The organism is Pelagibacterium lentulum, assembly GCF_003992625.1.
GTDB lineage: Bacteria > Pseudomonadota > Alphaproteobacteria > Rhizobiales > Devosiaceae > Pelagibacterium > Pelagibacterium lentulum.
Genome location: NZ_RZMW01000014.1, coordinates 1 through 21,594, shown reverse-complemented (window position 1 = coordinate 21,594; position 21,594 = coordinate 1). Strand labels below are relative to the sequence as shown.

The 21,594-nt window shown below is 57.2% G+C and carries 20 protein-coding genes; 13 read left to right on the top strand and 7 right to left on the bottom strand.

What is annotated here, in order from left to right; genetic code table 11:
- Positions 1-88: 88 nt before the first annotated feature.
- Together EO133_RS04555 and cueR are read left to right on the top strand one after the other, a co-directional pair.
- Positions 89-2,362 carry a heavy metal translocating P-type ATPase gene (locus tag EO133_RS04555; protein WP_371870948.1) on the top strand — a complete coding sequence of 758 codons (2,274 nt, stop codon included), beginning with the start codon at positions 89-91 and terminating at the stop codon, positions 2,360-2,362.
- Positions 2,362-2,823 (top strand): Cu(I)-responsive transcriptional regulator, encoded by a 462-nt coding sequence (cueR, locus tag EO133_RS04550; RefSeq protein WP_127071486.1) that lies wholly within the window; start codon positions 2,362-2,364, stop codon positions 2,821-2,823. The genes EO133_RS04555 and cueR overlap by 1 nt, the downstream gene beginning before the upstream one ends.
- Before the next feature lie 75 nt (positions 2,824-2,898).
- On the opposite strand, the gene dmeF is transcribed toward cueR, so the two are convergent.
- Positions 2,899-3,864 (bottom strand): CDF family Co(II)/Ni(II) efflux transporter DmeF, encoded by a 966-nt coding sequence (gene dmeF / locus EO133_RS04545; RefSeq protein ID WP_127071485.1) that lies wholly within the window; start codon positions 3,862-3,864, stop codon positions 2,899-2,901.
- 27 nt (positions 3,865-3,891) lie between these two features.
- Positions 3,892-4,164, bottom strand: a complete 273-nt coding sequence (locus EO133_RS04540) for a metal/formaldehyde-sensitive transcriptional repressor (protein ID WP_127071484.1) — start codon at positions 4,162-4,164, stop codon at positions 3,892-3,894.
- 322 nt (positions 4,165-4,486) lie between these two features.
- On the opposite strand from EO133_RS04540, the gene EO133_RS04535 reads away from it, so the two are divergent.
- Genes EO133_RS04535 through EO133_RS04525 form a run of 3 tightly spaced genes read left to right on the top strand, consistent with a single transcriptional unit; the run spans position 4,487 to position 6,087 of the window.
- On the top strand, positions 4,487-4,762 hold the full coding sequence (locus EO133_RS04535) for a metal-sensitive transcriptional regulator (RefSeq protein ID WP_127071483.1): 276 nt from the start codon (positions 4,487-4,489) through the stop codon (positions 4,760-4,762).
- A gap of 20 nt (positions 4,763-4,782) precedes the next feature.
- On the top strand, positions 4,783-5,550 hold the full coding sequence (locus EO133_RS20165) for a MauE/DoxX family redox-associated membrane protein (RefSeq protein ID WP_164734888.1): 768 nt from the start codon (positions 4,783-4,785) through the stop codon (positions 5,548-5,550).
- A 36-nt stretch (positions 5,551-5,586) separates the two neighbouring features.
- Positions 5,587-6,087 carry a DUF305 domain-containing protein gene (locus EO133_RS04525; RefSeq protein WP_127071481.1) on the top strand — a complete coding sequence of 167 codons (501 nt, stop codon included), beginning with the start codon at positions 5,587-5,589 and terminating at the stop codon, positions 6,085-6,087.
- Between the two features lie 403 nt (positions 6,088-6,490).
- On the opposite strand, the gene EO133_RS04520 is transcribed toward EO133_RS04525, so the two are convergent.
- Positions 6,491-6,643, bottom strand: coding sequence for a hypothetical protein (locus EO133_RS04520; protein WP_244640919.1), 153 nt, complete (start codon positions 6,641-6,643; stop codon positions 6,491-6,493).
- A 304-nt stretch (positions 6,644-6,947) separates the two neighbouring features.
- On the opposite strand from EO133_RS04520, the gene petA reads away from it, so the two are divergent.
- The gene (gene petA / locus EO133_RS04515; RefSeq protein WP_127071480.1) at positions 6,948-7,505 is read left to right on the top strand and encodes a ubiquinol-cytochrome c reductase iron-sulfur subunit; all 558 of its coding nucleotides are present in this window, start codon (positions 6,948-6,950) and stop codon (positions 7,503-7,505) included.
- A 269-nt stretch (positions 7,506-7,774) separates the two neighbouring features.
- On the opposite strand, the gene EO133_RS04510 is transcribed toward petA, so the two are convergent.
- Both EO133_RS04510 and EO133_RS04505 read right to left on the bottom strand, forming a co-directional pair.
- Positions 7,775-8,227: a c-type cytochrome gene (locus tag EO133_RS04510; RefSeq protein ID WP_127071479.1), complete on the bottom strand. Its 453-nt coding sequence runs from the start codon at positions 8,225-8,227 to the stop codon at positions 7,775-7,777.
- An 8-nt stretch (positions 8,228-8,235) separates the two neighbouring features.
- The gene (locus EO133_RS04505) at positions 8,236-9,030 is read right to left on the bottom strand and encodes a YdcF family protein (RefSeq protein WP_127071478.1); all 795 of its coding nucleotides are present in this window, start codon (positions 9,028-9,030) and stop codon (positions 8,236-8,238) included.
- Positions 9,031-9,204: 174 nt separating this feature from the next.
- On the opposite strand from EO133_RS04505, the gene EO133_RS04500 reads away from it, so the two are divergent.
- The 6 genes from EO133_RS04500 to EO133_RS04475 all read left to right on the top strand — a co-directional run bounded on the left by EO133_RS04500 (position 9,205) and on the right by EO133_RS04475 (position 15,143).
- Positions 9,205-11,244, top strand: a complete 2,040-nt coding sequence (locus EO133_RS04500; protein ID WP_127071477.1) for a heavy metal translocating P-type ATPase — start codon at positions 9,205-9,207, stop codon at positions 11,242-11,244.
- Between the two features lie 2 nt (positions 11,245-11,246).
- Positions 11,247-11,744: a formyltransferase family protein gene (locus tag EO133_RS04495; RefSeq protein ID WP_127071476.1), complete on the top strand. Its 498-nt coding sequence runs from the start codon at positions 11,247-11,249 to the stop codon at positions 11,742-11,744.
- A 304-nt stretch (positions 11,745-12,048) separates the two neighbouring features.
- Positions 12,049-12,411: a hypothetical protein gene (locus tag EO133_RS04490; protein WP_164734887.1), complete on the top strand. Its 363-nt coding sequence runs from the start codon at positions 12,049-12,051 to the stop codon at positions 12,409-12,411.
- Between the two features lie 88 nt (positions 12,412-12,499).
- Positions 12,500-13,405 carry a glycoside hydrolase family 25 protein gene (locus tag EO133_RS04485; RefSeq protein WP_127071474.1) on the top strand — a complete coding sequence of 302 codons (906 nt, stop codon included), beginning with the start codon at positions 12,500-12,502 and terminating at the stop codon, positions 13,403-13,405.
- Positions 13,406-13,722: 317 nt separating this feature from the next.
- Positions 13,723-14,340: an FMN-binding negative transcriptional regulator gene (locus EO133_RS04480; protein ID WP_127071473.1), complete on the top strand. Its 618-nt coding sequence runs from the start codon at positions 13,723-13,725 to the stop codon at positions 14,338-14,340.
- A 116-nt stretch (positions 14,341-14,456) separates the two neighbouring features.
- Positions 14,457-15,143 (top strand): recombinase family protein, encoded by a 687-nt coding sequence (locus tag EO133_RS04475; RefSeq protein ID WP_428372636.1) that lies wholly within the window; start codon positions 14,457-14,459, stop codon positions 15,141-15,143.
- Between the two features lie 2 nt (positions 15,144-15,145).
- Here the strand turns inward: EO133_RS04475 and EO133_RS04470 are convergent, their stop codons facing one another.
- The gene (locus EO133_RS04470; RefSeq protein ID WP_127071472.1) at positions 15,146-16,891 is read right to left on the bottom strand and encodes a phospholipase D-like domain-containing protein; all 1,746 of its coding nucleotides are present in this window, start codon (positions 16,889-16,891) and stop codon (positions 15,146-15,148) included.
- A complete protein-coding gene (locus tag EO133_RS04465) occupies positions 16,888-20,295 on the bottom strand; it encodes a DEAD/DEAH box helicase (protein WP_244640917.1) in 3,408 nt (1,135 codons plus the stop codon). The genes EO133_RS04470 and EO133_RS04465 overlap by 4 nt, the downstream gene beginning before the upstream one ends.
- 144 nt (positions 20,296-20,439) lie before the next feature.
- Here EO133_RS04465 and EO133_RS04460 point away from each other — a divergent pair.
- Positions 20,440-21,539 (top strand): IS3 family transposase gene (locus EO133_RS04460; protein ID WP_371870951.1). Its coding sequence is split into 2 segments (ribosomal slippage): positions 20,440-20,701 and positions 20,701-21,539, totalling 1,101 coding nucleotides; the frame shifts between segments, so codons are not numbered across the junction.
- The last annotated feature ends 55 nt before the right edge of the window (positions 21,540-21,594 follow it).

The following is a 21,594-nucleotide window of genomic DNA, read 5'->3' as shown; positions in this document are numbered from 1 at the left end:
GCTGGGCAGTTGACGAAAAAGGACTGCAAAAATGAACCGGATGAACCAAGTGAACGCAACAAAATCCATCGATTTTGATATCGAGGGGATGACCTGCGCCTCCTGCGTGTCCCGCGTCGAAAAATCCATTCGTGCCGTTCCCGGCGTCACCTCGGCCTCGGTCAACCTCGCCACCGAGCGCGCCATGGTCGAAGTGTTGCCCGGAACGGCCACGAAAGACGATCTGGCACGCGCTATCGAGATTGCGGGCTACGGCGTGCGCAAGGGTGAAGCCGGGGCAGGGACGCCCAATCGTGAGGAGGCAAAACGAGCCGAGGTCACCGCGCTGCGCAACGCCACGCTTTTTGCTGCGTTCCTCACCGCACCCTTGTTCGTTATCGAAATGGGGTCCCATTTCATCCCGGCGGTACACATGTTCATCATGGACACCATCGGGATGCAGACGAACCGCTATTTGCAGTTCGTCCTCGCCACCATTGTGCTGTTTGGGCCGGGCCGCCGGTTCCTCGTCACGGGCTTCCCCAATCTCTGGCGGCGGTCTCCCGACATGAATTCCCTTGTCGCATTGGGGACGTCCGCAGCGTGGGGATATTCGGTCGTTGCGACCTTCGCGCCCAATGTGCTGCCGGTCGGCACGAGCAATGTCTATTATGAAGCCGCGGCGGTCATCATCACCCTCATTCTGCTTGGCCGCTATCTTGAGGCGCGGGCCAAGGGCCGGACGGGTCAGGCCATAAAGCGCCTGGTCGGCTTGCAGGCCAAGACGGCGCGGGTCCAACGCGGCGGTGCCATCGTCGAGGTCTCGTTGGACGCGGTGACGCTGGGCGACATCGTCCACATTCGCCCCGGCGACAAGATTCCTGTCGATGGCCGCGTGCTCTCAGGGTCATCCTATGTCGACGAGGCGATGATCACTGGCGAACCGGTTCCCGCTCAAAAGACGGAAGGCGCCGAAGTGGTCGGCGGAACGATCAACAAGACGGGCGCCTTCACGTTCGAAGCGACCCGGATTGGGCGCGACACCGTGCTGGCCCAGATCATTGCCATGGTCGAGGCGGCACAAGGAGCAAAGCTGCCGATCCAGGCGCTGGTCGACCGGGTGACCGGCGTCTTTGTTCCCATCGTCATCGGTGTGGCGGTCATGACGTTCCTGGTCTGGCTGATCTTCGGACCCTCCCCACAACTGAGCTTTGCGTTGGTCAACGCCGTCGCCGTGCTCATCATTGCCTGTCCTTGCGCTATGGGTCTGGCGACGCCAACCTCGATCATGGTCGGCACTGGACGCGCAGCCGAACTGGGCATTCTGTTCCGCAAGGGCGAAGCACTCCAGACCCTGCGTTCAGCCGACATCGTCGCGTTGGATAAGACCGGCACGCTGACAATGGGACAGCCCGAACTGACCGATCTCGTCGTTGCTCCGGGTTTTGACGAAGCCGAAATTCTTAAACTTGTGGCCAGTCTCGAGCAGCATTCAGAACATCCTATCGCCGAAGCGATCGTTCGCCACGCGAACACGAGATCGATTGGACTGATGACCGCCGCGGATTTTGACGCTGACCCCGGTTTCGGCGTCACCGGCGTTGTGGATGGTCGCAAAGTGCTCGTGGGAGCGGATCGCGCCTTGCAACGCGCCGGCGTCGAAATCGCCTCGTTTGCAGACCAGGCTCTCGGGTTGGCTCAATTGGGCAAATCCCCGCTCTTTGCGGCGCTAGACGGTCAGTTGGCCGCGATCATCGCTGTGGCCGATCCCATCAAGCCAACCTCGCGGGCGGCCATCGAGCGTCTGCATAGTCTGGGACTCAGGGTCGCCATGATCACAGGCGATAATGAAAAGACCGCTCACGCCGTCGCCAGACAGCTCGGCATCGACGAGGTTGTCGCCGAAGTGCTGCCAAGCGGCAAGGTGGACGCCATCAAGGCGCTGCGTGGGGCAGGGCGGCGGTTGGCCTTTGTCGGAGACGGCATCAACGATGCGCCCGCGCTAGCCGAAGCCGATGTCGGAATTGCCGTCGGAACGGGAACCGATATCGCGATTGAAAGCGCCGATGTCGTTCTGATGTCGGGCGATCTCCGGGCCGTTGGCGATGCCATCGCCGTGAGCAAGGCGACCCTCCGCAATATCAAGCAGAACCTGTTCTGGGCGTTCGCCTACAACACAATATTGATCCCGGTGGCCGCGGGTCTTCTCTATCCCGTCGGCGGCATTTTGCTGTCGCCGGCCCTTGCGGCAGGGGCAATGGCGCTCTCGAGCGTCTTTGTTCTGGGCAATGCGTTGCGGCTGCGGCGGGTTTCGCCGCGGCCTGTCGGTCATCAATCCAGATCGGTGCAACCCGATGCCGAAATGAAACTGGAGCACGCATAATGAACATCGGACAGGCAGCCAAAGCCTCGGGGGTTTCGGCCAAGATGATCCGCTACTACGAAACCATCGAACTGATCGCACCAGTGCATCGGACCGAAGCGGGATATCGCATTTACGACGATCAGGACGTTCACGCCCTGCGCTTCATCAGCCGCGCAAGAGATCTCGGCTTTTCCGTCGATCAGATGCGCGAACTCCTTGCGTTGTGGCGTGATCGCGATCGCGCCAGTGCAGACGTCAAGGCTATCGCACTGTCCCATGTGGAGATGCTCGAAGAAAAGGCCAGGGCCTTGCAGCAGATGAGCGCAACCCTCAAGCATCTCGCCGCCAACTGTCATGGAGACGGTCGGCCCGACTGCCCAATCATCGAGGACTTCGCCAACATCCAGCCGCCCATGGCAAAGTCGACCCGCAAGCCACGTTTTGGCGCTGCCGTACTGGCACCTGCCAAATCCGGCTAATCCGAACATGCTTTAGCTTGGGTGAAACGGGGCAGGCTGTGCCTTCTGCGCTGGCCGACCCGTTCCGGCCTCTTGTTACAAGGTGGCGTTCACCCGCTCGACCTCGACGGTAATGTGAGAGAGTTTGTATATCTTCGCGAGGCGCTCCTTGTAGTTCGACGGCTCTCTGGGTTCGCTAGACACCAGCGAAATGACGGCTGCATGGTGTCCAGGCCCGACCTGCCAGACGTGCAGATCGGCGATCCGGTCGATGTCGGTCTCGAGCGCTTGGCGGATTTCCGCTGGCAAATCCTCGTCCTCTGGAACTCGGTCCAGCAGAACCGCGCCGGAATCGCGGATCAGGCCCCAGGACCAGCGCGCAATCACCAGCGCACCAACCACGCCCATGACCGGATCGGCCCACAGCCAGCCATAACTGCGGCCGGCCAGCAGTGCCACGATGGCGAGGATCGAGGTCAGCGCGTCCGCCAGCACATGTAGATAGGCGGCACGTAGGTTGTTGTCCCGCGCAGGGTCATGGCGGTCATTAGCGTGGTCATGGTCATGTCCGTGATGGTGCCCATGCCCGTGATGATTGTGGGAATGATCGTCCCGAAGCAGCCATGCGCACAAAAGATTGACCGCTAGTCCGACCACAGCAACGGCGATCGCCTGCTCGAAGCTGATCTCCACCGGATTTGCCAGCCGCGTCAGGCTTTCCCAGCCGATGAGCAGCGCGATGAGCGCGAGAACGATGGCGCTGGCAAAGCCCCCAAGATCGCCGAGCTTGCCGGTTCCAAATGTGAAGCGGCGGTCGCTCACATGGCGGCGGGCGTAGAGATACGCCAGTGCCGTAATCAGCATCGCCCCGGCATGAGTGGACATATGCCAGCCATCCGCCACCAGCGCCATCGAGCCATAAATCGTGCCCGCCGTGATCTCGATTACCATCATCGACGCCGTGAGGGCGATAACCAGCCATACCCGGCGTTCGTTTCGCCGATGGTCGCTGCCAAGGAAGTTGTGCTCGTGAGTATGTGCGGAGATATCGATTTCAGACATTGACGCAGCTCCTGCCGGTGCACCGGCTTATTTCAGGTAGGCTCGGATGACTTCGATCAGTTCCTTGCCACCCTGTTGTCGATCCGCGTCGGTTTCGGGGAGAAGGACGTGCTCGCGCAGATGATTCTCCATGACCTCGGCCGTTAAGCCGCTCATCGCGCCGCGAGCGGACGCAAGTTGGCGCAGAATTTCCCCGCAGGGCTTCTCTGCATCAAGCGCGCGTTCGATCCCCTCGATCTGGCCTTTGAGGCGACGAACACGGGCAATTAGTTTTTCTTTGTCGCGGATTGTGTGAGACATGGCGATAGCTATCCTAAGCATTTATAGTGTGGAGGACTATATTATATGCGGCGGTTTTGGTAAAGCCACGGAATGGATGGAGAGCGGGTAGATTGGGCGTCAGACATTGAACCGGTCCAGTTTGGGCGGACGCGCCGGTTCTGGCACGGGACTGCTTTTGCTGCCCGCAATCAGCGATCTCTGCGCGCAAAGGGATGCGGCTGTCGTCGCAGCGATCCGCCTGCGCAAAATGCTACCTACTGGGAGGGCAGCATAGCGCTTCAAATGGAACCAGCACCAACCTTAGAATATTACCCATACCCATACCGGGTAAAGTAAGACCATGTGCCAGAAGAACGCCAAAGCAATTTGCACCAGACTCAACCGGATCGCCGGACAGGTCCGAGGTGTCAGCCAAATGGTGGCGGACGATCGGTACTGCATCGACATTCTCCATCAGACTCAGGCGATCAAGGCTGCACTCGCGAACGTCGAAACGGAGATCCTCAAATCACATGCTGCGTGCTGCGTGGAAGAAGCGATCTTGTCTGGAGTTGCGGCTGAGCAACGCAAAAAGTTCAATGAACTGGTTGAAGTCTTCGCCAAGGCGAAACTCTGAGAGCTATAGGGAATTTTGAAATGGCGACCGTGACAGGAAAACGTGCCGAATTGCACCGGATGGTGATGCAGGAGCATACCTGTCCGTCTGGCCTCAAATCCCTCGATCTCCTAAAGCGAGAGGGCTACGTGGTCGATGACCACGAACTGACTTCCCGAGTTGAAGTCGACGCCTTCAAGAAACAGCACGACGTGGAAACCACGCCGCAGACCTTCGTCGAGGGGAAACGGATTGGCGGTTACGGCGATCTTCTCGCCTTTTTCGGCAGAGAGGTGAAGGACAAAGGCGCCACCACCTACACGCCGGTGATAGCGCTGTTCTTGATGGCGGCGCTGATGGCCTTGGCGGCGAGCTGGGCGGCATTCGGAAATCTCCTCACCGTCGAGGCGGCCGAGTGGTTCGTCGCCATCGCGATGTCTTTGCTCGCCTTGCAAAAGCTCAAGGACGTGGAAGGCTTCGCCACGATGTTCCTGAACTACGACCTCCTGGCGCAGCGATGGGTGCGCTACTCCTACATCTATCCGTTTGCCGAAGCCATGGCAGGCATTCTCATGATTGCCGGAGCTTTGATGTGGCTGTCGATTCCCGTCGCTCTTTTCATCGGAACGATCGGCGCCGTCTCGGTATTTAAGGCCGTCTATATCGACAAGCGCGAACTAAAATGCGCGTGCGTCGGCGGCGACAGCAATGTTCCTCTTGGCTTCGTCTCGCTGACCGAGAACCTGATGATGGTCGGTATGGCCTTCTGGATGTTGCTCAAGCCGATGGGCGTCGGGGGCGGGCACTGATCTCGGGCACTGATCTGACGAGAAGGGATTTTTGAAATGACCCATTCTTCACACACCGTCGAACACAAGCACGACAAAGGCTCGGGGCGCCCCTATCTGATGTTCTGGATCAACATGGTGCTCGGTCTGATCGTCATGTACGTCGTGATGTTCTCGATGATCGATGGCATCCACGACTTCCGGAACAACCTCAATATGTTCTATATGGCAGTGACGATGTGGGCGCCGATGGGCATCTTCATGCTGGCAACGATGCCGGGCATGTTCCCCAAGAAGGCTCTCAACATCGCCCTCTATGCTGCGTTCATCGTCTTGACGATCGGCTCGTTTGCCGCGACGCGCGCGCAAGCCCTGATCGACGATCGGCAGTTCATCGACTCGATGATCCCGCATCATTCCGGTGCCATTCTCATGTGTCGGGAGGCTGGCTTGAGTGACCCGGAACTCGTTTCTCTTTGCGATGAGATCGTTGACGCTCAACGGTCAGAAATCGAGCAGATGGAAAGGATCATAGAACGAATTGAACAGGCGTCATAGGATGCCGTGAGAAGCTGATTTCAGTCCTTCCAGGCGTCGCTCCGTGGGCCGGGCGATCGACAAAAACTGAAGGCGAACCGCTCCGACCCGGAGCCTAGTCCGTTCTCTACACGCAAGTCCTGGCTTGATACCGCGCGCCGTGGGTCGGGCAAGATCGCAATGTTCTACGCAGAAGACGCCGCGAACGTCCTATGCTGAGTTGGTGACCTTTATGGAGCTGCAAACGGCCAATATCGCTTGACGTCTGTCCCCCCCACGACATCGCCGTTACCGATACTCTCAGTGCGATGATGATGATAAACCGCAATAAGTGTGACGCGAACATGGACCTGAAAAAGCCCGCCCCCAACGAAGCGACATCAAGGCGGGTGCGGCTCCCCCGGCACGAGATATCCCGCCGAGCTCATATCTCACATAGGTTCGAGAGAATATCCCGCTTCCGCGGTGACGCGTTTAAAGCGTCGCCCGGCTGCGCACTTTTGATGCGGACGGAGTTGGTGTGAAGATTAACATCCACCGTCGCCGCCGGGTAAGCACTTTTGACGGCCTTCTCGATCGTTCCTGCGCAGTGGCCGCAGGTAATATCCTAAACGTTTAACTCATGCATGGGTTCGTCCTTTCTGATTGATGAGGAGGAGCAAAGACAATTGTGCAGCTATTGTCTGCGGGTGGCACTTTCATAGCTACCTGACAATGCTTCACCACGGCATGTAGCGTCGATCAAGTTGGGTCGGAAATGTGATATGATACGCCATCGCGGGTCCGCTTTTCGTCTGTGTTGCTGGATGCACCAGCATACTTTAGCGGAAATAGACAAAGTTGGGCAGCAAACCAGCGTCGGAGCCAGAAAGGAGCCTCAAATGCACAACAGCGAGACAGATACTGGACATTTTGTGCAGACGTCGGCAACCCGGCGAGATTTCCTTTATGTAGCGACCGGCGTGATGGCTACTGTGGGCACAGCAGCAGCATTTTGGCCATTGATCGTCAGCATGCGACTATCTGCTGACATCGGGGCCGTTGCGACCGTTGAGATTGACCTTTCCTCCATTGAAGCCGGTCAGCGCGTGACCATCCAATGGCGAGGAACCCCCGTCTTCATCACCCACCGGACAGAGACGCTTATTGAACAGGCTCGTTCTGACGATACCAATCCGGCGTTAATCGACCCGGAACCCGACAATGCCAGGACTCAGCGCCCGGCATGGCTCGTGGTCATAAGAGTTTGCACTCATCTCGGCTGCATTCCGCTTGGACAGCAGGACACCGATCCGCGCGGGCCTTATGGAGGTTGGTTTTGCTCTTGCCACGGTTCGATATATGATAGTGCAGGTCGAGTTCGGAAGGGTCCGGCTCCGCGAAATCTCGACGTGCCGCCATATGCCTTCCTCGATGAACTCACGATACGCATCGGATGACGCGACTTTGTATGGTCAGGCCATATTGAGATCACTCAAATTGAACGTCGCACAAGGCTGCCAAGATATCGAGGATATCTCCAAGAGCACGGCCTACGACAAAGGCGACTCCCATACCGGTCAGGACCGTTGCATCTAATGGATCAAGCCATTGGCTTCTGTTGCAGAGGATGCGAGCAGCGGTCAGCCTCGTTGTGGGGCCGGGCCCCGCGAAAGCAGATACTTGGGTGACTACAGCCGTGCATGTTGGGCGGCCGGTGTGTCGGACGTCAATTATCTCGCGCTGACATATCGGCCTGGTATTCGCGTTCGCGCTCCGGCCAGGTGCTCTTGATGTAGTCAAGTACGGCCCAGATATCATCGTCACTCAGGACTTCGCCGAATCCTGGCATGTCGCTTTGGTAATCTCCTCCCACGATTGCTGCCACACCATCACGGGTGATCCGAAAAAGCTGTTCGTCGCTGTGATGCCAAGTGTGACCAGTTTCGTCATGGGGAGGAGCCGGCATGCGACCGTTGGACAGGCGTTCGCGCCATTGGGGCTGGCCCTCGAGCGCTTCACCGTGGCAAGCAGCGCAGTTTTCGAGATAGAGTTGACGGCCCTCGGCCATATTTTTACCCGGGATTTGGGTGTCGTCACCCCGCCAAAAGACAAAAATAACGGCCGCTATGGGGAGCAGAGCCACGAGCATGGCCGGAACAACGGCTGCCTTGAAATACATCCTTGGCCTCAGTTCTCGGGCGATGGAAACAGTTCCTGAGTGAACCCTGCTAGATGATAGCTCATAAGGCCAATCCATTCGTGAGCCGCCAGATCGGTTGCCGCCAGCCCAATCGACGCCGTTCCGGGCCAGTCGCCCCCTGCGAATTTCGTCCGATAGTCGACGGGGTAAGGAATGATTGCAAGGTCGGTTGTCCTGAAGCAAGCAACGGCGCGCGGCATGTGACTGGCTGATGTCACGAGGATCCAGGTGCCCGGCGCGGGTCCAGCAAGAGCAGCCGCCGTTTCCCGGGCATTCTCGCATGTGTTGCGGGATAGTTCTTCCATGGCGAGGCGTTCGGCGACAACGCCAGCATCGATCAGGGCACGTCGCGCAAGCGCAGACTCGGTGAGGCTGCTATCGTTCGATAGATGTCCGCCGCCGCCCGAAAGAATGATCACGGCTTCGGGATAACGTGCGGCGAGGATGCGTGTCTCGACAATGCGTTCGCCGGCTTCATTGAGAACGAGTGCGTCCCGGTCGTAAGAGATATGCGTGTCGACAGCACCGCCGAGCATGATGATACCCGCGACATCATCGGGCAGTGCTGTCCTTGGGAATCTGTTTTCCAAAACGCCGAGAGCGAAAGGGCCAAGCGGTGACCAAGCCGCAAGAGCCAACCCGATAATCGAAACGACCCCGAGAGCGGCAGCCAATTTTCGGATCTTCAATATCCAAAACAACAGTGCCGCCAGTAGGGCCAACAGCAGGACGTTGGATGGGGTGAGAAAGAAGTCAAGGATTTGCGAAAGTGCGAAGAACATGGGAGCCTCCCTTGATCTTGCTACCTAACACCCGCGGCTTCAAGAAAGGATTGACGTAAATTGCGCTTGACCTTCCCAGCATTGTAAGGGGCAGGGTGTGGATTGTTCGGCTTAACCTCGATTTGTGACCATGCGGAGCATTCAGGGCCACTTCTAAAGCGAAGAGGGATTGGAATGGATCAGCATCAACACCACCGCCACGCCCATGGCACTGTTGAGACCCAAGGCGCGTCGCGACACGACAAGCACGCTGGACATTCGGTCGCGATGTTTCGTGACAAGTTCTGGCTCTCGCTGGGCCTCACAGTGCCGACCGTATTTTGGGAACCGATGGTTCAGGATTGGTTCGGGTATACCGCACCCCAGTATCCAGGATCTGCATTCATCCCCGCCTTTTTTGGGACCATCGTTTTCATTTACGGAGGTTGGGTATTTCTGAACGGTGCAATCGGCGAGCTCAAGGCTCGGCTCCCGGGCATGATGACGCTGATTTCGCTCGCAATCTCCGTTGCGTTTATCTACAGCGTTGCGGTCTTTTTCGGGTTCGATGGCCACCCACTGTGGTGGGAGTTGGCCACCTTGGTTACCATTATGCTGCTTGGTCACTGGATTGAGATGCGTTCGATCTCTCAGGCCCAGGGCGCACTCAATGAACTCGCCAAGTTGTTGCCGGACATGGCAGTGCGCGTGATGGAAGGGGACCGGACTGAAGAAGTGGCCGTGTCCGACTTGAAAGTTGATGATGTCGTCCTGGTGCGACCGGGGGCATCGATCCCTGCCGACGGGGTCGTGATTTCCGGCAAAAGCGCCGTTAACGAATCCATGATCACGGGCGAGTCTTCTTTGGTCGACAAGTCGGATACGTCCGAAGTGCTTGGTGGTACAGTGAACGGGCAGGGCTCCCTTCGCGTGCGTGTGGTTCAGACGGGTCAGGACACGGCTCTGGCAGGTATCATGCGGCTGGTCTCGCAGGCACAGTCGTCGCGGTCTCGAGTCCAGGCGCTGGCAGACCGGGCGGCCTTCCTACTCACCATTGTTGCCATTGTTGCTGGGGCCGCAACTCTTGCCGCATGGTCCTTGCTCGGTGCCGAGATCGACTTCACGATCACCCGGGTGGTGACCGTTCTTGTCATTGCCTGCCCGCACGCCCTGGGGCTTGCGGTTCCGCTGGTGACGGCGATTTCGACGACCCTGGGTGCCCGCAATGGCTTGCTCATCCGCGACAGACGCGGCCTCGAAGAGGCGCGTAACCTCGACACGGTCGTATTTGACAAGACCGGAACTTTGACGCTTGGCGCCCATCGGGTTGTTGAAATCGCCGCCGCAGAGCACAGCGATCCAGATGCAGTGTTGTCGCTTGCAGCCGCCGTGGAACGCGATTCAGAACATCCCATCGCGCAGGCATTGCTCAACAGCGTAGAAGACAAAGGACTCGTGGTCCCGCGGTCATCGAGTTTCGAGTCGCTGGCTGGCAAGGGCGTCGAAGCTGTTGTCGAGGGACGCCGCTTGTCCGTTGGAGGGCCGGCTTTGTTGTGGGAACGCAATGTCGACCTCGACAAAAACATGGAAAATGCGAGCCGTAGCTTTGGTGATAACGGGCAGGCCGCGATTTATCTCCTCGAGGACGATACCGTGTTGGCGGTGTTTGCAATCGCCGATCAGGTGCGTCCGGAATCAAAACAGGCGGTCTCAAAACTGCAGTCGATGGGCATCGAGGTCGTCATCCTGACGGGAGACTCCGAGGCCGTGGCGCGATCGGTGGGTCGTGAACTCAGGATCGACACAGTCTTTTCCGGCGTGTTGCCCGATCAGAAGTCCGACAAGATCAAAGAGCTACAGGCCCAAGGCAAGCGCGTTGCCATGGTGGGCGATGGCGTCAACGACGCGCCCGCTCTGGTCACCGCCGATGTCGGCGTGGCCGTAGGCGCGGGAACCGATGTGGCGGTCGAAGCCGGCGATGTGGTGCTGGTGCGCTCCGATCCCCGAGACATTGCCCGTATCGTAACTCTAAGCCGCGCGACCTATCGCAAGATGATCCAGAACCTTTGGTGGGCCGCCGGCTATAACATCGTTGCGATCCCGCTTGCTGCCGGGGTGCTCTATTGGGCCGGCATCGTCCTGGCGCCTGCGGTGGGCGCGGTGCTGATGTCGACCAGCACGGTGATCGTTGCCATCAACGCACAACTGCTGCGTCGTCTCGACATGGAGAGTTGAGCGTGTTTGTTTTGCTTATGGCCCCCGAGGAAGCGGAGTTCTTTGCGGGCCGCTTGGGCATAGGCGAGCAATATCGCGTCGTCACCAGTGAAGCCGGGCTGCGCGACGCCGTCGAGAACGGCGCAGTTCGGCTGATATCGTTCTGCCAGGAACTGATTGTGCCGCCCCCAATCCTTTTGGGACTTAAGGGACAATGTTTCAACTTCCATCCAGGTCCCCCCGAACTGCCTGGGCGGCACCCGGCCTTGCGTGCCCTCGAGGGCAGATCAACCACATTTGGTGTCACGTTTCACACGATGGCTGAAAAAGTGGATACAGGTCCGATTCATGCGGTCCGCCGCTTCGCATTGCAGGTTCCGTCGTCAATTCATGAAATCGAAATCCTGGCTTACCGGGCGTCGCTTGAACTCGTAGCTGAACTTGCCCCGGTTCTTGCCGATGTGCATGCGATATTTCCGACTTCAAATGAGGTGTGGGCTGGCTTCCACACCTCCACTTGAGCCGGAAACGTCAGCGGCTCAATGCACCTGCGATCGTGTAGCGTCACAACCGGATTTTTAGGAGCGGCACCAACCCGCGAAGATGCTGCTCGCCGGTCGGTATCCAGCCCAGCGGAAACTTGATCACCGTGACTTTTTGTATGAGGGCAATTTGCTGATAGCGCATTAATTTATCGTTGGTCCTGTGAAGGATGCGGTTGAACCGTCCGTCCGTTCTTTGCCATCTCTAGCCAAGGAACTCTCACGACTCATTGTTAAGAAGAATTAAGATATTTGAACTATCTTGCTCACCATGTTTTGCGCCGTGCGTTCAATTTATGCCCATATGATCACGGTAGCAGTGGTGCTGTGTCTCTTTATCGTGCCAACCGGACAGTCGCTTTCGCACGGCAATGAATTCCTAATCCTCGCAGAACGTTACGAGCAGGCATCCTCTCTCGGAAGCAATGAGGAAGGCAGCGCACAACTGGGCTATCACCATCCTTCAGGCGAAACAGACCGGAACCATCCTTCCGGTGCTGAAGACCATTGTTTCGGATATGGCTTGGTGACTGCCGATCCGTTGAAGCTGCTGCTAGTTGTTAAGGATAGTCAGCGCGCCATAAATCTGGTCTTTTTCGGTAGCGCACGCTACACACTGAAGCGTCCACCGCGCATTTCCGCCTGAAGGAAGCGGCAAAGCTAGAGTGTTTTTTCGCTTCCTCCTGAAAGTGGTCTGAGTTCCGACCGTATTCTCAGCGAAAGCGGAAATTGTGATGTTATTTGAAGTGTGCCGCGCGCGTGCTGCGCTGGCTCGTGTTTTTACACGTGCCGTCAAAATCCAACCCAAATTCAAGATCGGCGTCCGGTTGGGAAGCCTAAACCGTTACGCAGTCTCCCTTGCTGCCCTTCTTGCAGTGGCAGCAATCTCAGGGTGTGCCGCCAACTATTACCCAACAAAGGGGGATAACAGCCCGCATCCCGGAGTAGCTCGCGCCCACACTTTGCCGATCCATGGAATAGACGTATCCCGGTATCAGGGTGTGATTGACTGGCAAGCGGTGGCCAGGGCTGGGACTCGCTTCGCCTTCATAAAGGCGACGGACGGCGGCGACTACCTAGATCCTCTCTTTCAGGAAAACTGGCGGCGATCACGGGAAGCTGGCATTCCACGAGGCGCTTATCACTTCATGTACTGGTGTAGACCGGCCGATCAGCAAGTGGCGTGGTTTGCGTCTAATGTGCCGGCAGAACCGGACGCATTGCCTCCCGTCCTCGACCTGGAATGGAACAATAGCTCTCAGTGCCGGCCGACCCTCTCACGGGCCGAGGTTTTGGAGAAAGTACGTATCATGTTGGAGGGGATGGAAGCGCACACCAGCAAAGTTCCCATAATTTATACCGATATCAATTTTCACCGCGACATCCTTGAAGGTGTACCGCTCGATAATCCGATGTGGCTTCGTTCCGTGGCGGCTGAACCGCGCGAACGGTATCGCGATCGCGCTTTCGCCTTCTGGCAGTACACCCAAACAGGAACCGTTCCCGGCATTCAAGGCGATGTTGATCGCAATGCCTGGTACGGGAGCGAGGCCGAGTGGATTCAGTTCTTTATGACGGGCTGTGAACCCCGCTCGTTCCAAAGACTTGCCGTGCAGGGACGATGTGCGGCTCTCAAATGACAGTGGCCCCATCTTTTACGATTGCGGTGCTCCAGTCTTTGCCGCCGAGGCAAAACACTGAGATCGGCAGCGCGCTCACGAAATTTGGGCAGAGCGCGCCCTTGCTCAACTCGGGTAATGCTGCACGAGCAACGTTCTGCTACTCTAGCCTATCTTCCAGCACTAAATTCTGGGAATCGAAGACGATGTTATGCCGTAGAAAGGAGAAATCAAGATATTTCAGAGGCTTGTCATAGAAAAGGAAAGAATACATGCTGCGTCGTAGGTGAGCGTAATTTGGGTTTTATTTCTCATAAACTTTGTCCCTGGAGCGACTGATGTACATACCCGACCATTTCAAGGAAGTTGATCCCGCCGAGATTGCGTCGATCATTGCCGGCGCACCCTTGGCTTGCGTGGTTGCAAACACTACGGAGGGCCTGGTCGCCAACCATGTACCACTCATGTTCGACAAGGGAGGTGACCTCATCGGCCACTTTGCTGTTGCTAACGATATGCATCGCACCGTTGCGGATGGTCAGGAGGTTATGGCCATCTTTCGCGGGGTTGACGGTTACATTTCGCCCAACACCTACCCCTCGAAGCTGGAACATCATCGCCATGTACCGACCTGGAATTACCAGGTGGTGCATGTTCATGGCATTATCACTTTCCAGCACGACGAACGCAGCAAGCGGGCTGCGATAGGTTTATTGACCCGCGACCAGGAACGCCGGGTGAACGGTGACAAGGCCTGGAAAATGGCCGATGCACCAGCCGACTACATGCTCGACATGATCGCCAAGATTGTTGCGTTCCGGATTTCGGTGACCCGCACGATCGCAAAATCCAAGCTCAGTCAAAACCGGGATCAACGTGATTTCGACGGAGCGGTTGAGGGGCTGAAGGCACACGGTGACCAAGCACTGGCCGAGCGTATGGTCACAAAGAGGTAATGATGTCTTTCGCTGATATTCGCGCCAGCTAGATGTCTGCTCCAACGGGCGTTCGCGAAAAAGCGGACTATCCGCATCCCACCCCTTTTCTACATCGTGATGGTGGCGGAAAACATTTGTTTTCCGTCATCCAGAGACGCACCCTCCTTTCGAGCTCGAAACAACGCCGTTTCCGTACGAAAAACCCTGACGGAAATGCTATTGTCCGAAAAGTCGTTGATTCGGGGTTATTCGTCATGCTGGTGGGCTACATGCGCGTTTCGACAAGTGACGATCGACAGTCGGTCGATCTTCAACGCGATGCGTTGATCGCTGCCGGGGTGGATGAGCGCCATTTGCATGAAGATCGTCTCTCGGGATCGAAGGCGGATCGACCAGGTCTGAAAAGGTGCCTTGAGGATCTGAGGGCAGGGGACGTGCTGATCGTCTGGAAGCTGGATCGGCTTGGCCGGTCCTTGCCGCATTTGGTTCAGATCATCGAAGACCTGAAGGAGCGGGGCATTGGTTTTCGCTCGCTTACAGAGCAGATGGACACAACGAGCGTGCACGGCGAATTCCTTTTCGCGCTCTTTGGTGCCTTGGCCCAATACGAGCGCGCTCTGATCCGCGAGCGAGTGAACGCTGGTTTGGCAGCCGCGCGCCGCCGAGGGCGCAAGCTCGGCCGACCGAAGCGTATCAATGATGAGATGCTTGTGGCCATCAAGGCGGCCCTGGATGCCGGGTCAACCAAATCAGCCGTTGCCAGATCATTCGGAATCTCACGTTCGACGTTGAATGATGCACTGTCGCGGGGTTCAGAGTGACACTATTCGATCACTGCCTTCAGTGCTTCGTCGAACAGCGTCAATAGAGCCTGGGCAATGCCGGGCGCCCGTATGTAGAAACCCACTTCATCCAGTGGGTTGGTCTCTACCCCGGACTGTGAGCCCCAGTTAAGGGTACTGACCACTACGTGATCATCGTCCCAAGCTAGAAATTTCGCATGCACCTGCGGCTCGAGCACTGGAATGATTTCGACCACCCCTTCCAAACGGTTGCGGTGAGCGGTCATGTGCCCACGCTTGATGGCCTTGGAACGGCGAGAATAGAACACGCGAACGTCCTCGAGCCGGCGACCCGCCACCTCTGCCGGGTTCAACAAACCTGGTACGACCGTTACGCCCATTCTGTTGGTAATACATACAAATCGCTTCTCAGCTCTGTGTGCTGCATTTCGGAGAAGCTGTTCGTGCTCATGGGCCTGCAGTATGGTGAGGGTGGCTGTAGCCCGGTCCATCGACTCAAGTTCGACCGGTCGCATCCTGCCGTTGCGTCGCAACGCCGCCGCCAGGAACTGAAGTATCTCGACTGATCGGCTCGCCGTTGGAAGCGACACCACGATACCGCGCAGTAGATCGATCGCCGCGGCGACGGCGGTGGGCTCGCGGAGTTCGGCAGATACCTCCAGTGCTGCGAAAGGAGAAGATAACCAGTTGCATGATCCTACAAGCGCAACTGCGCCACCTTGGCCGTCGTCGGCCACCACGAATTTTGCGTGGCTCCCAACGCTGTCCCTTTGCGCTAGCAAGAATACCGTTCCACCTCGAATGGCCGATAGTCTGGCAATCAGTTCCTGCATGGCTAGACCATGCTTTTTCTTATCTATCGACGTTCCGAAAAACAGATGAACTTGTACTCCTCGTGCGCAAGCTGCTTCCAGCGATCGGTAAATGCGTTCCCGACGGACTCGCCCTTTTTCGTCGTCTTGACTTGCAACAAAGGTGGAGAGCACGAAGACATCGCTGCACGCATTGCCGACGATATGCTCAAAGCGCTCGATGTGCTCGGTCGATCCAACGACTAGCTGGTCTGTACCAAACACGGTTCTCAACGAGCTGGATTTCTGTGCTTCCTGCTGCGATGCTCGCGGCAGTTGGGTTGTCCTAAGGGTTTCGTTGAGTGCGGACTGAAGATCCTCGCTCGCACCATCAGGAACCTTACCTTCGCTGTAAGCCTGCAAGTCGATCTCTAAGAACTTGCGCTCGATGACGGAGCTCGTTGTCCGGATGCCGCGTAGCCACTCGCCCGGTCTGAGGGGTACGAACTGCGTAATTCGATGCACCATGGTTTCATCGGTTTCGGGGAGCTCGTCAGGCGGAAAACTTACGACGCGGCCGTCGAACTCATAACCATAGACGGGAACGAGGGTGACCTCTTTCCTACGAAAGAGGGAGTGGCCTACTTTTTCCAAAACCACACTTATGTGTATCTCTCGCTCCGATGTCCTTTCCGGCAATGGTTTGCCCGCACGGATAAGATCGCGACCGATCGCGCTGGTGGTAAAAGCCGGCTCCGGCGAAATCCGCAACTCAATCAGGCCGAACTGCATTAACCGCGACACAGTCGCGCGGGCCACTTGTAGGGGGACCGAAAGGCGCGCCGCGATTTCCGCCATGGTTCCTGGGTCACTGTCCATCGAAAGAAGAGTCATCTCTTCAATTGGGCTCCAGCCCCAGGTCTTCTGGACAATAGCGCGCGCGCGGTAATGCCAGGCAGGAATAAATATCTTCATGTCTGCACGAGACCGTCAGCATCGAGTTCGACAATCCGGGTGCCACAACCTTGGTCGGCAGCGCCGTTTTTACGTCGCAGCTCCCCAACCATTGTTCTGAGAAAACCTAGATCACTGCCAAGATGATCCGGAGCCGCATCGATGATGAATTCAAGACTGGTGACTAGGACGAGTTTGTGCTTTGCCCGACTCATCAGCACGTTCATGCGTTGGGCATTGCGCATGAAACCCAGTGCGCGCGTTCCGACACTCACGTTGTTGCGGACAAGACTGGCAAGGACGACATCAGCCTCACTTCCTTGAAAGCTGTCGCTAGTGAAAACGAAATTGCCGTCACTTCTAGGACTAACAAACCCTGACAGAGTCCCGCTCGGATCATTGCGCTGGCGCGATAGTAATTCCTTCAAGTGGTCGACTTGCGCCTTGTAGGGCGACAGTATTGCCAAGGTGGGAGGTTGTCCGTCCGTGTCCACGATGGGCTTCAAGCACTTGAGGGCTTCCATGATGACACGCGCTTCGGTCTCATTGCGAAGCGATCTGCCGGGCCTCGTCTCGAACGGCGGGCGGTCCAATTTGCTCAAGGGCGGCAGATTCAGAACGACAATCGGGACATTGGGCACAAGACCATCTGACCTAACCGCGGGTCTGCGGTTTTTGACCCTGTCAGACGAGAATAGCTTACCTTGGTAAAATGTGTTTGAAACGACGTCGCAAATTGAAGGATGCATTCGGCTTTGCTCAGTGAGCATATTTACGAACCGACTGGTCTGACCGCTGGCTTTTTCGCGATCTGCTTCCCGCTCCGCTATAGTACGGAAGGGCTCTTCCAGTCTGGCGGCGATGGCAAGCACGTTGGTGACCAGATCGGGCATATTTTCAAGAAACTGAAGCGCTTCATCCACCTCCGCAGGCAAGTCGGTGAACGTGGCGAGCTTAGCTCGCGCGCTGCCGAGCAGCTCTGCGGCCCTCTCACTCTCGTACATTTCTTGGCGTTGCGCGTGATCGAATGGAGAAAGCTGGTTGTGGTCGCCGATCATCACCCGTCGATTGCCGAGGAGAAGGGCGCCGATCATTTCGGCGCCGTTAGCTCGCGCGGCCTCTTCGACGAATACCCAGTCGAACTGTTCACCATCAGCGATCATGTCTTCGATGACGTATGAAGATGTGGTGGCGAGAGTTATGTCTGCGGCTCGCACTAGAAGGGTCTCGGTGTCGCGGTGAACCCGTTCGGCAATGGCCTGCTGGCTAGGGTTGGCGGGCCTGAGCGCACACTGAATATGCTGGACCTGGTGTGAAACGAGTTCGCTGTCAAAAGGCTTGGTCACAGATTGCAGAAGATCACAGGATTGCTTCCGCACGATCCGGTCGGTTTCTTCGGTTTGAGTGCGTTCAATCCGAACCACGATGGTGTTCTCGCCCCGAAGCGTGGCGTTGAGCTCGTTCTCCATATTTACAAGTGTGTCGTGGTTTTGGGCCACCACCAGAATGCGTGCATCGGATGTCAAGGAGAGGATGCTCTTCACTAGGTTCGAGATCAGATAGGTTTTCCCAACCCCTGGAGGGCCGACGACGACATTGACAGACTGTCCATGCGCGATTGCATTCCACGCAGCAGCTTTGGTCTCATCCATTCCATCCGGGATGGGCCCGGGCGCTGCGATCGTTCGTAATGCCTCATCAATTGCTACTTGCGATGGATCGTCGAGTAATCTGAGGAGCTCGAGGTTCCTGCGCGCTGAAACGATATTGTTTAGGCGGCGCCGGACAGCGTTCTCGAATCCGCTGTCGCGCCGCGGGCGCAGGTAGTGGGAGGAATCGGCCATCACCACCTCGCTGCTAGTGAAGTTATAGACCTTCCGACCGTCAACGATTTCGGTGTCCTCGAAGGTAAGTTGCGGAGACCGTTCCCGGTCACCAGAGAGTGCGTCCGTGCGCGACAGAGTCCAGTTCGATTTTCCGTCGTCATTGGCCAGCTCACGATTGAGCGCCTCCGCTGCCGGTTTCAATCCTGCGGCGGCGCGTCGATGATCTAGTTGAGGGTCGACCCTTGGACGGAGCAGAACTGAACCTCGGCTGCGCTCACTTGCCGGCAGCACATCGACTGGAAAAATTCGGTACTGTTCACGCAACAAGCTGAATGCTTCAAGCAATATCAGCGAGAACCAAACTGGATCATCATTGGCAGCCGCAACTTCGGCGGGGGCGTGTGCTAACTCTGACCAGGACTTGGCCCCAGGCCCCAAGCGTAAGACTCGGTCATCGGCCCTGTTGCGGTCGTGCACAAGATGGATGCGATAGGCGAGCTCGTTTGCGTCGTAAACCGACCAGTCGTGTGGTCGGCGCTTATGAGCATCGCGAATCTGTCCGATCTTCTGGTCAACGAGTTCGATATTGTAAAATGCCAGATCAGTAACGATGCGTGCTGTCCGCTGATCGGAGATGACGATTCTTGTATTTGGCCCCCGGAGGTCGCTCTCGACAAAACGGATTACTCCATCAATGTCACTGGCAGGTATAGCGCCCGATGTCAGGGTAGCCAGATCGCTCTGACGGGCTCTTCTGGACGGGTAAAGCACAAGCTCACCATCGGCGCTCGAGCCAGCCTTTCCTAGTTCAGCAATGACCTCTTCGATTTCCTCAATGACGATCTTTCCGTCGAAGAGCTGATAATTGGGTGGATTGTTCAGCCGATCGAGTAAGCGCGTTTCGATCGCGAGCAAGGCTGGCGGTCGGTCAGTTGCAATACCGAGAATGTCGGAGGCAGTACGCCCCAATTCGACCCAGTCCTGTCGGAAGGAAATGGCGGTTGTCAAAGGCATGAGCACTTCGGGCACGGCTAGATCTGCCTCGGCGATGTTGATGCAGGCCTCGTATCCGCCGAGCCGGTAATCCTCTCGGCCATCGCCGTGCGAAAAAATGCTGTAGGTACTGACACCGCCATGGACGATGCCGGCATCGTGGCAGAGCGCCAGGGCCCGCGCAACACGGGCGATGTTGCGCCAGAAGACGACTCGACCCGCTCCAACAAGAAACCGTGCCTGCTGAGCTCGCCGGCGTTGCGTCGTACCGTGGATTGGACTGCCTGGGTCGAGCATCAGGATGCCGATTTCGGCGTCATCCTGGACAACCTCCGTCACTTCAACAAGGACCTCCCTGGCTTCTCTTGATGACAGAACGCGATGAACACGTCGCACCCCACGGTGGATGAGGTTCAGGAGATCGACGTCAACGTCAGTGCCGGTCTTGCGGAAAAGCCGGACGAGATAATGCTCCCCATCGGCAATGCCGATTGCCGGCGTGAGCACGGACTTCCAGCCTCCGGGCGCACCAGAAAATGAAACTTCCGAAAAGGAGAATCTCGTATCGAGTTTTGAATTTCTCGATTTAGACGAAAGAGGCTTCATTCATGTTCCATGATCGTTTGAGGCCTGTCGAAACTAGACTTTAAATGAAATATTGCCCACCCTTGACCTGCTGCCGTGAATTTGGACCATTCTGAACTGGAATTTTCCAATTATGATCCCGTGGTCGGGAGATGGAGAATGCTCATGAAGAAGTCCAAGTTTACCGAGGCCCAAATCGCCTTCGTGCTCAAGCAGGCCGAGGATGGCACGGCGGTCGGGGAAGTCTGTCGCAAGGCAGGCATTTCGGAAGCCACGTTTTACAACTGGCGCAAGCGGTATGCGGGGCTGATGCCATCGGAGATGAAACGGCTGCGTCAGCTCGAGGAAGAGAACGGCAAGCTCAAGCGGATCGTCGCCGATCTGAGCCTGGACAAGGCCATGCTTCAGGATGTGCTGTCAAAAAAGCTCTGACGCCTGCTCGCAAGCGCTCGCTTGTCGATGAGATCAGAGCGACCTGGAAGGTCTCGATCCGAAAGACCTGTGATGCCTTGAGAGTCGACAGGTCGCTCTACCACTACAAGTCCAGGCGCGGCGAGCAGGCTGATCTGCAGCTACGGATCAAGGAGATTTGCGAGACCCGTGTCCGCTATGGCTATCGTCGGGTTCACATCCTGTTGCGCCGGGAGGGCTGGGATGTGAACCCGAAGAGAATCTACAGGCTTTACAAAGAGATGGGGCTTCAGCTGCGCAACAAGACGCCCAAGCGGCGGGTTAGGGCAAAGCTGCGTGATGACCGGATGGCTGCCACGAGCACCAATCAAGTGTGGGCCATGGACTTTGTGCATGACCAGTTGGCCACCGGCCGCAAGATCCGTATCCTGACTATCGTGGACACCTTCTCACGCTACGCACCAGCCGTGGACCCTCGGTTCAGCTACAGGGGCGAGGATGTGGTTATGACACTCGAAAAGGTCTGCAGGGAAATAGGATATCCGAGGACGATCCGGGTCGACCAAGGCTCGGAGTTCATCTCCCGCGACCTTGATCTCTGGGCGTATCAGAAGGACGTCGTGCTCGACTTCTCCCGCCCTGGAAAGCCAACCGACAACGCCTTTATCGAGTCGTTCAATGGCAAGTTCCGAGCCGAATGCCTGAACGCTCACTGGTTCATGAGCCTTGACGACGCCCGCTCGAAAATGGAGGATTGGCGTAGAGACTACAACGAAGTCCGCCCGCACAGCGCAATCGGGAACAAACCCCCGATATCGCTTATGAACGCATCAGGGGCAGCCGGCCCACCCTGATCGTTTATCCCCGGAAATTCCCAATCCGGGTGGTCCAAAGTCGGGGAGCACGTCA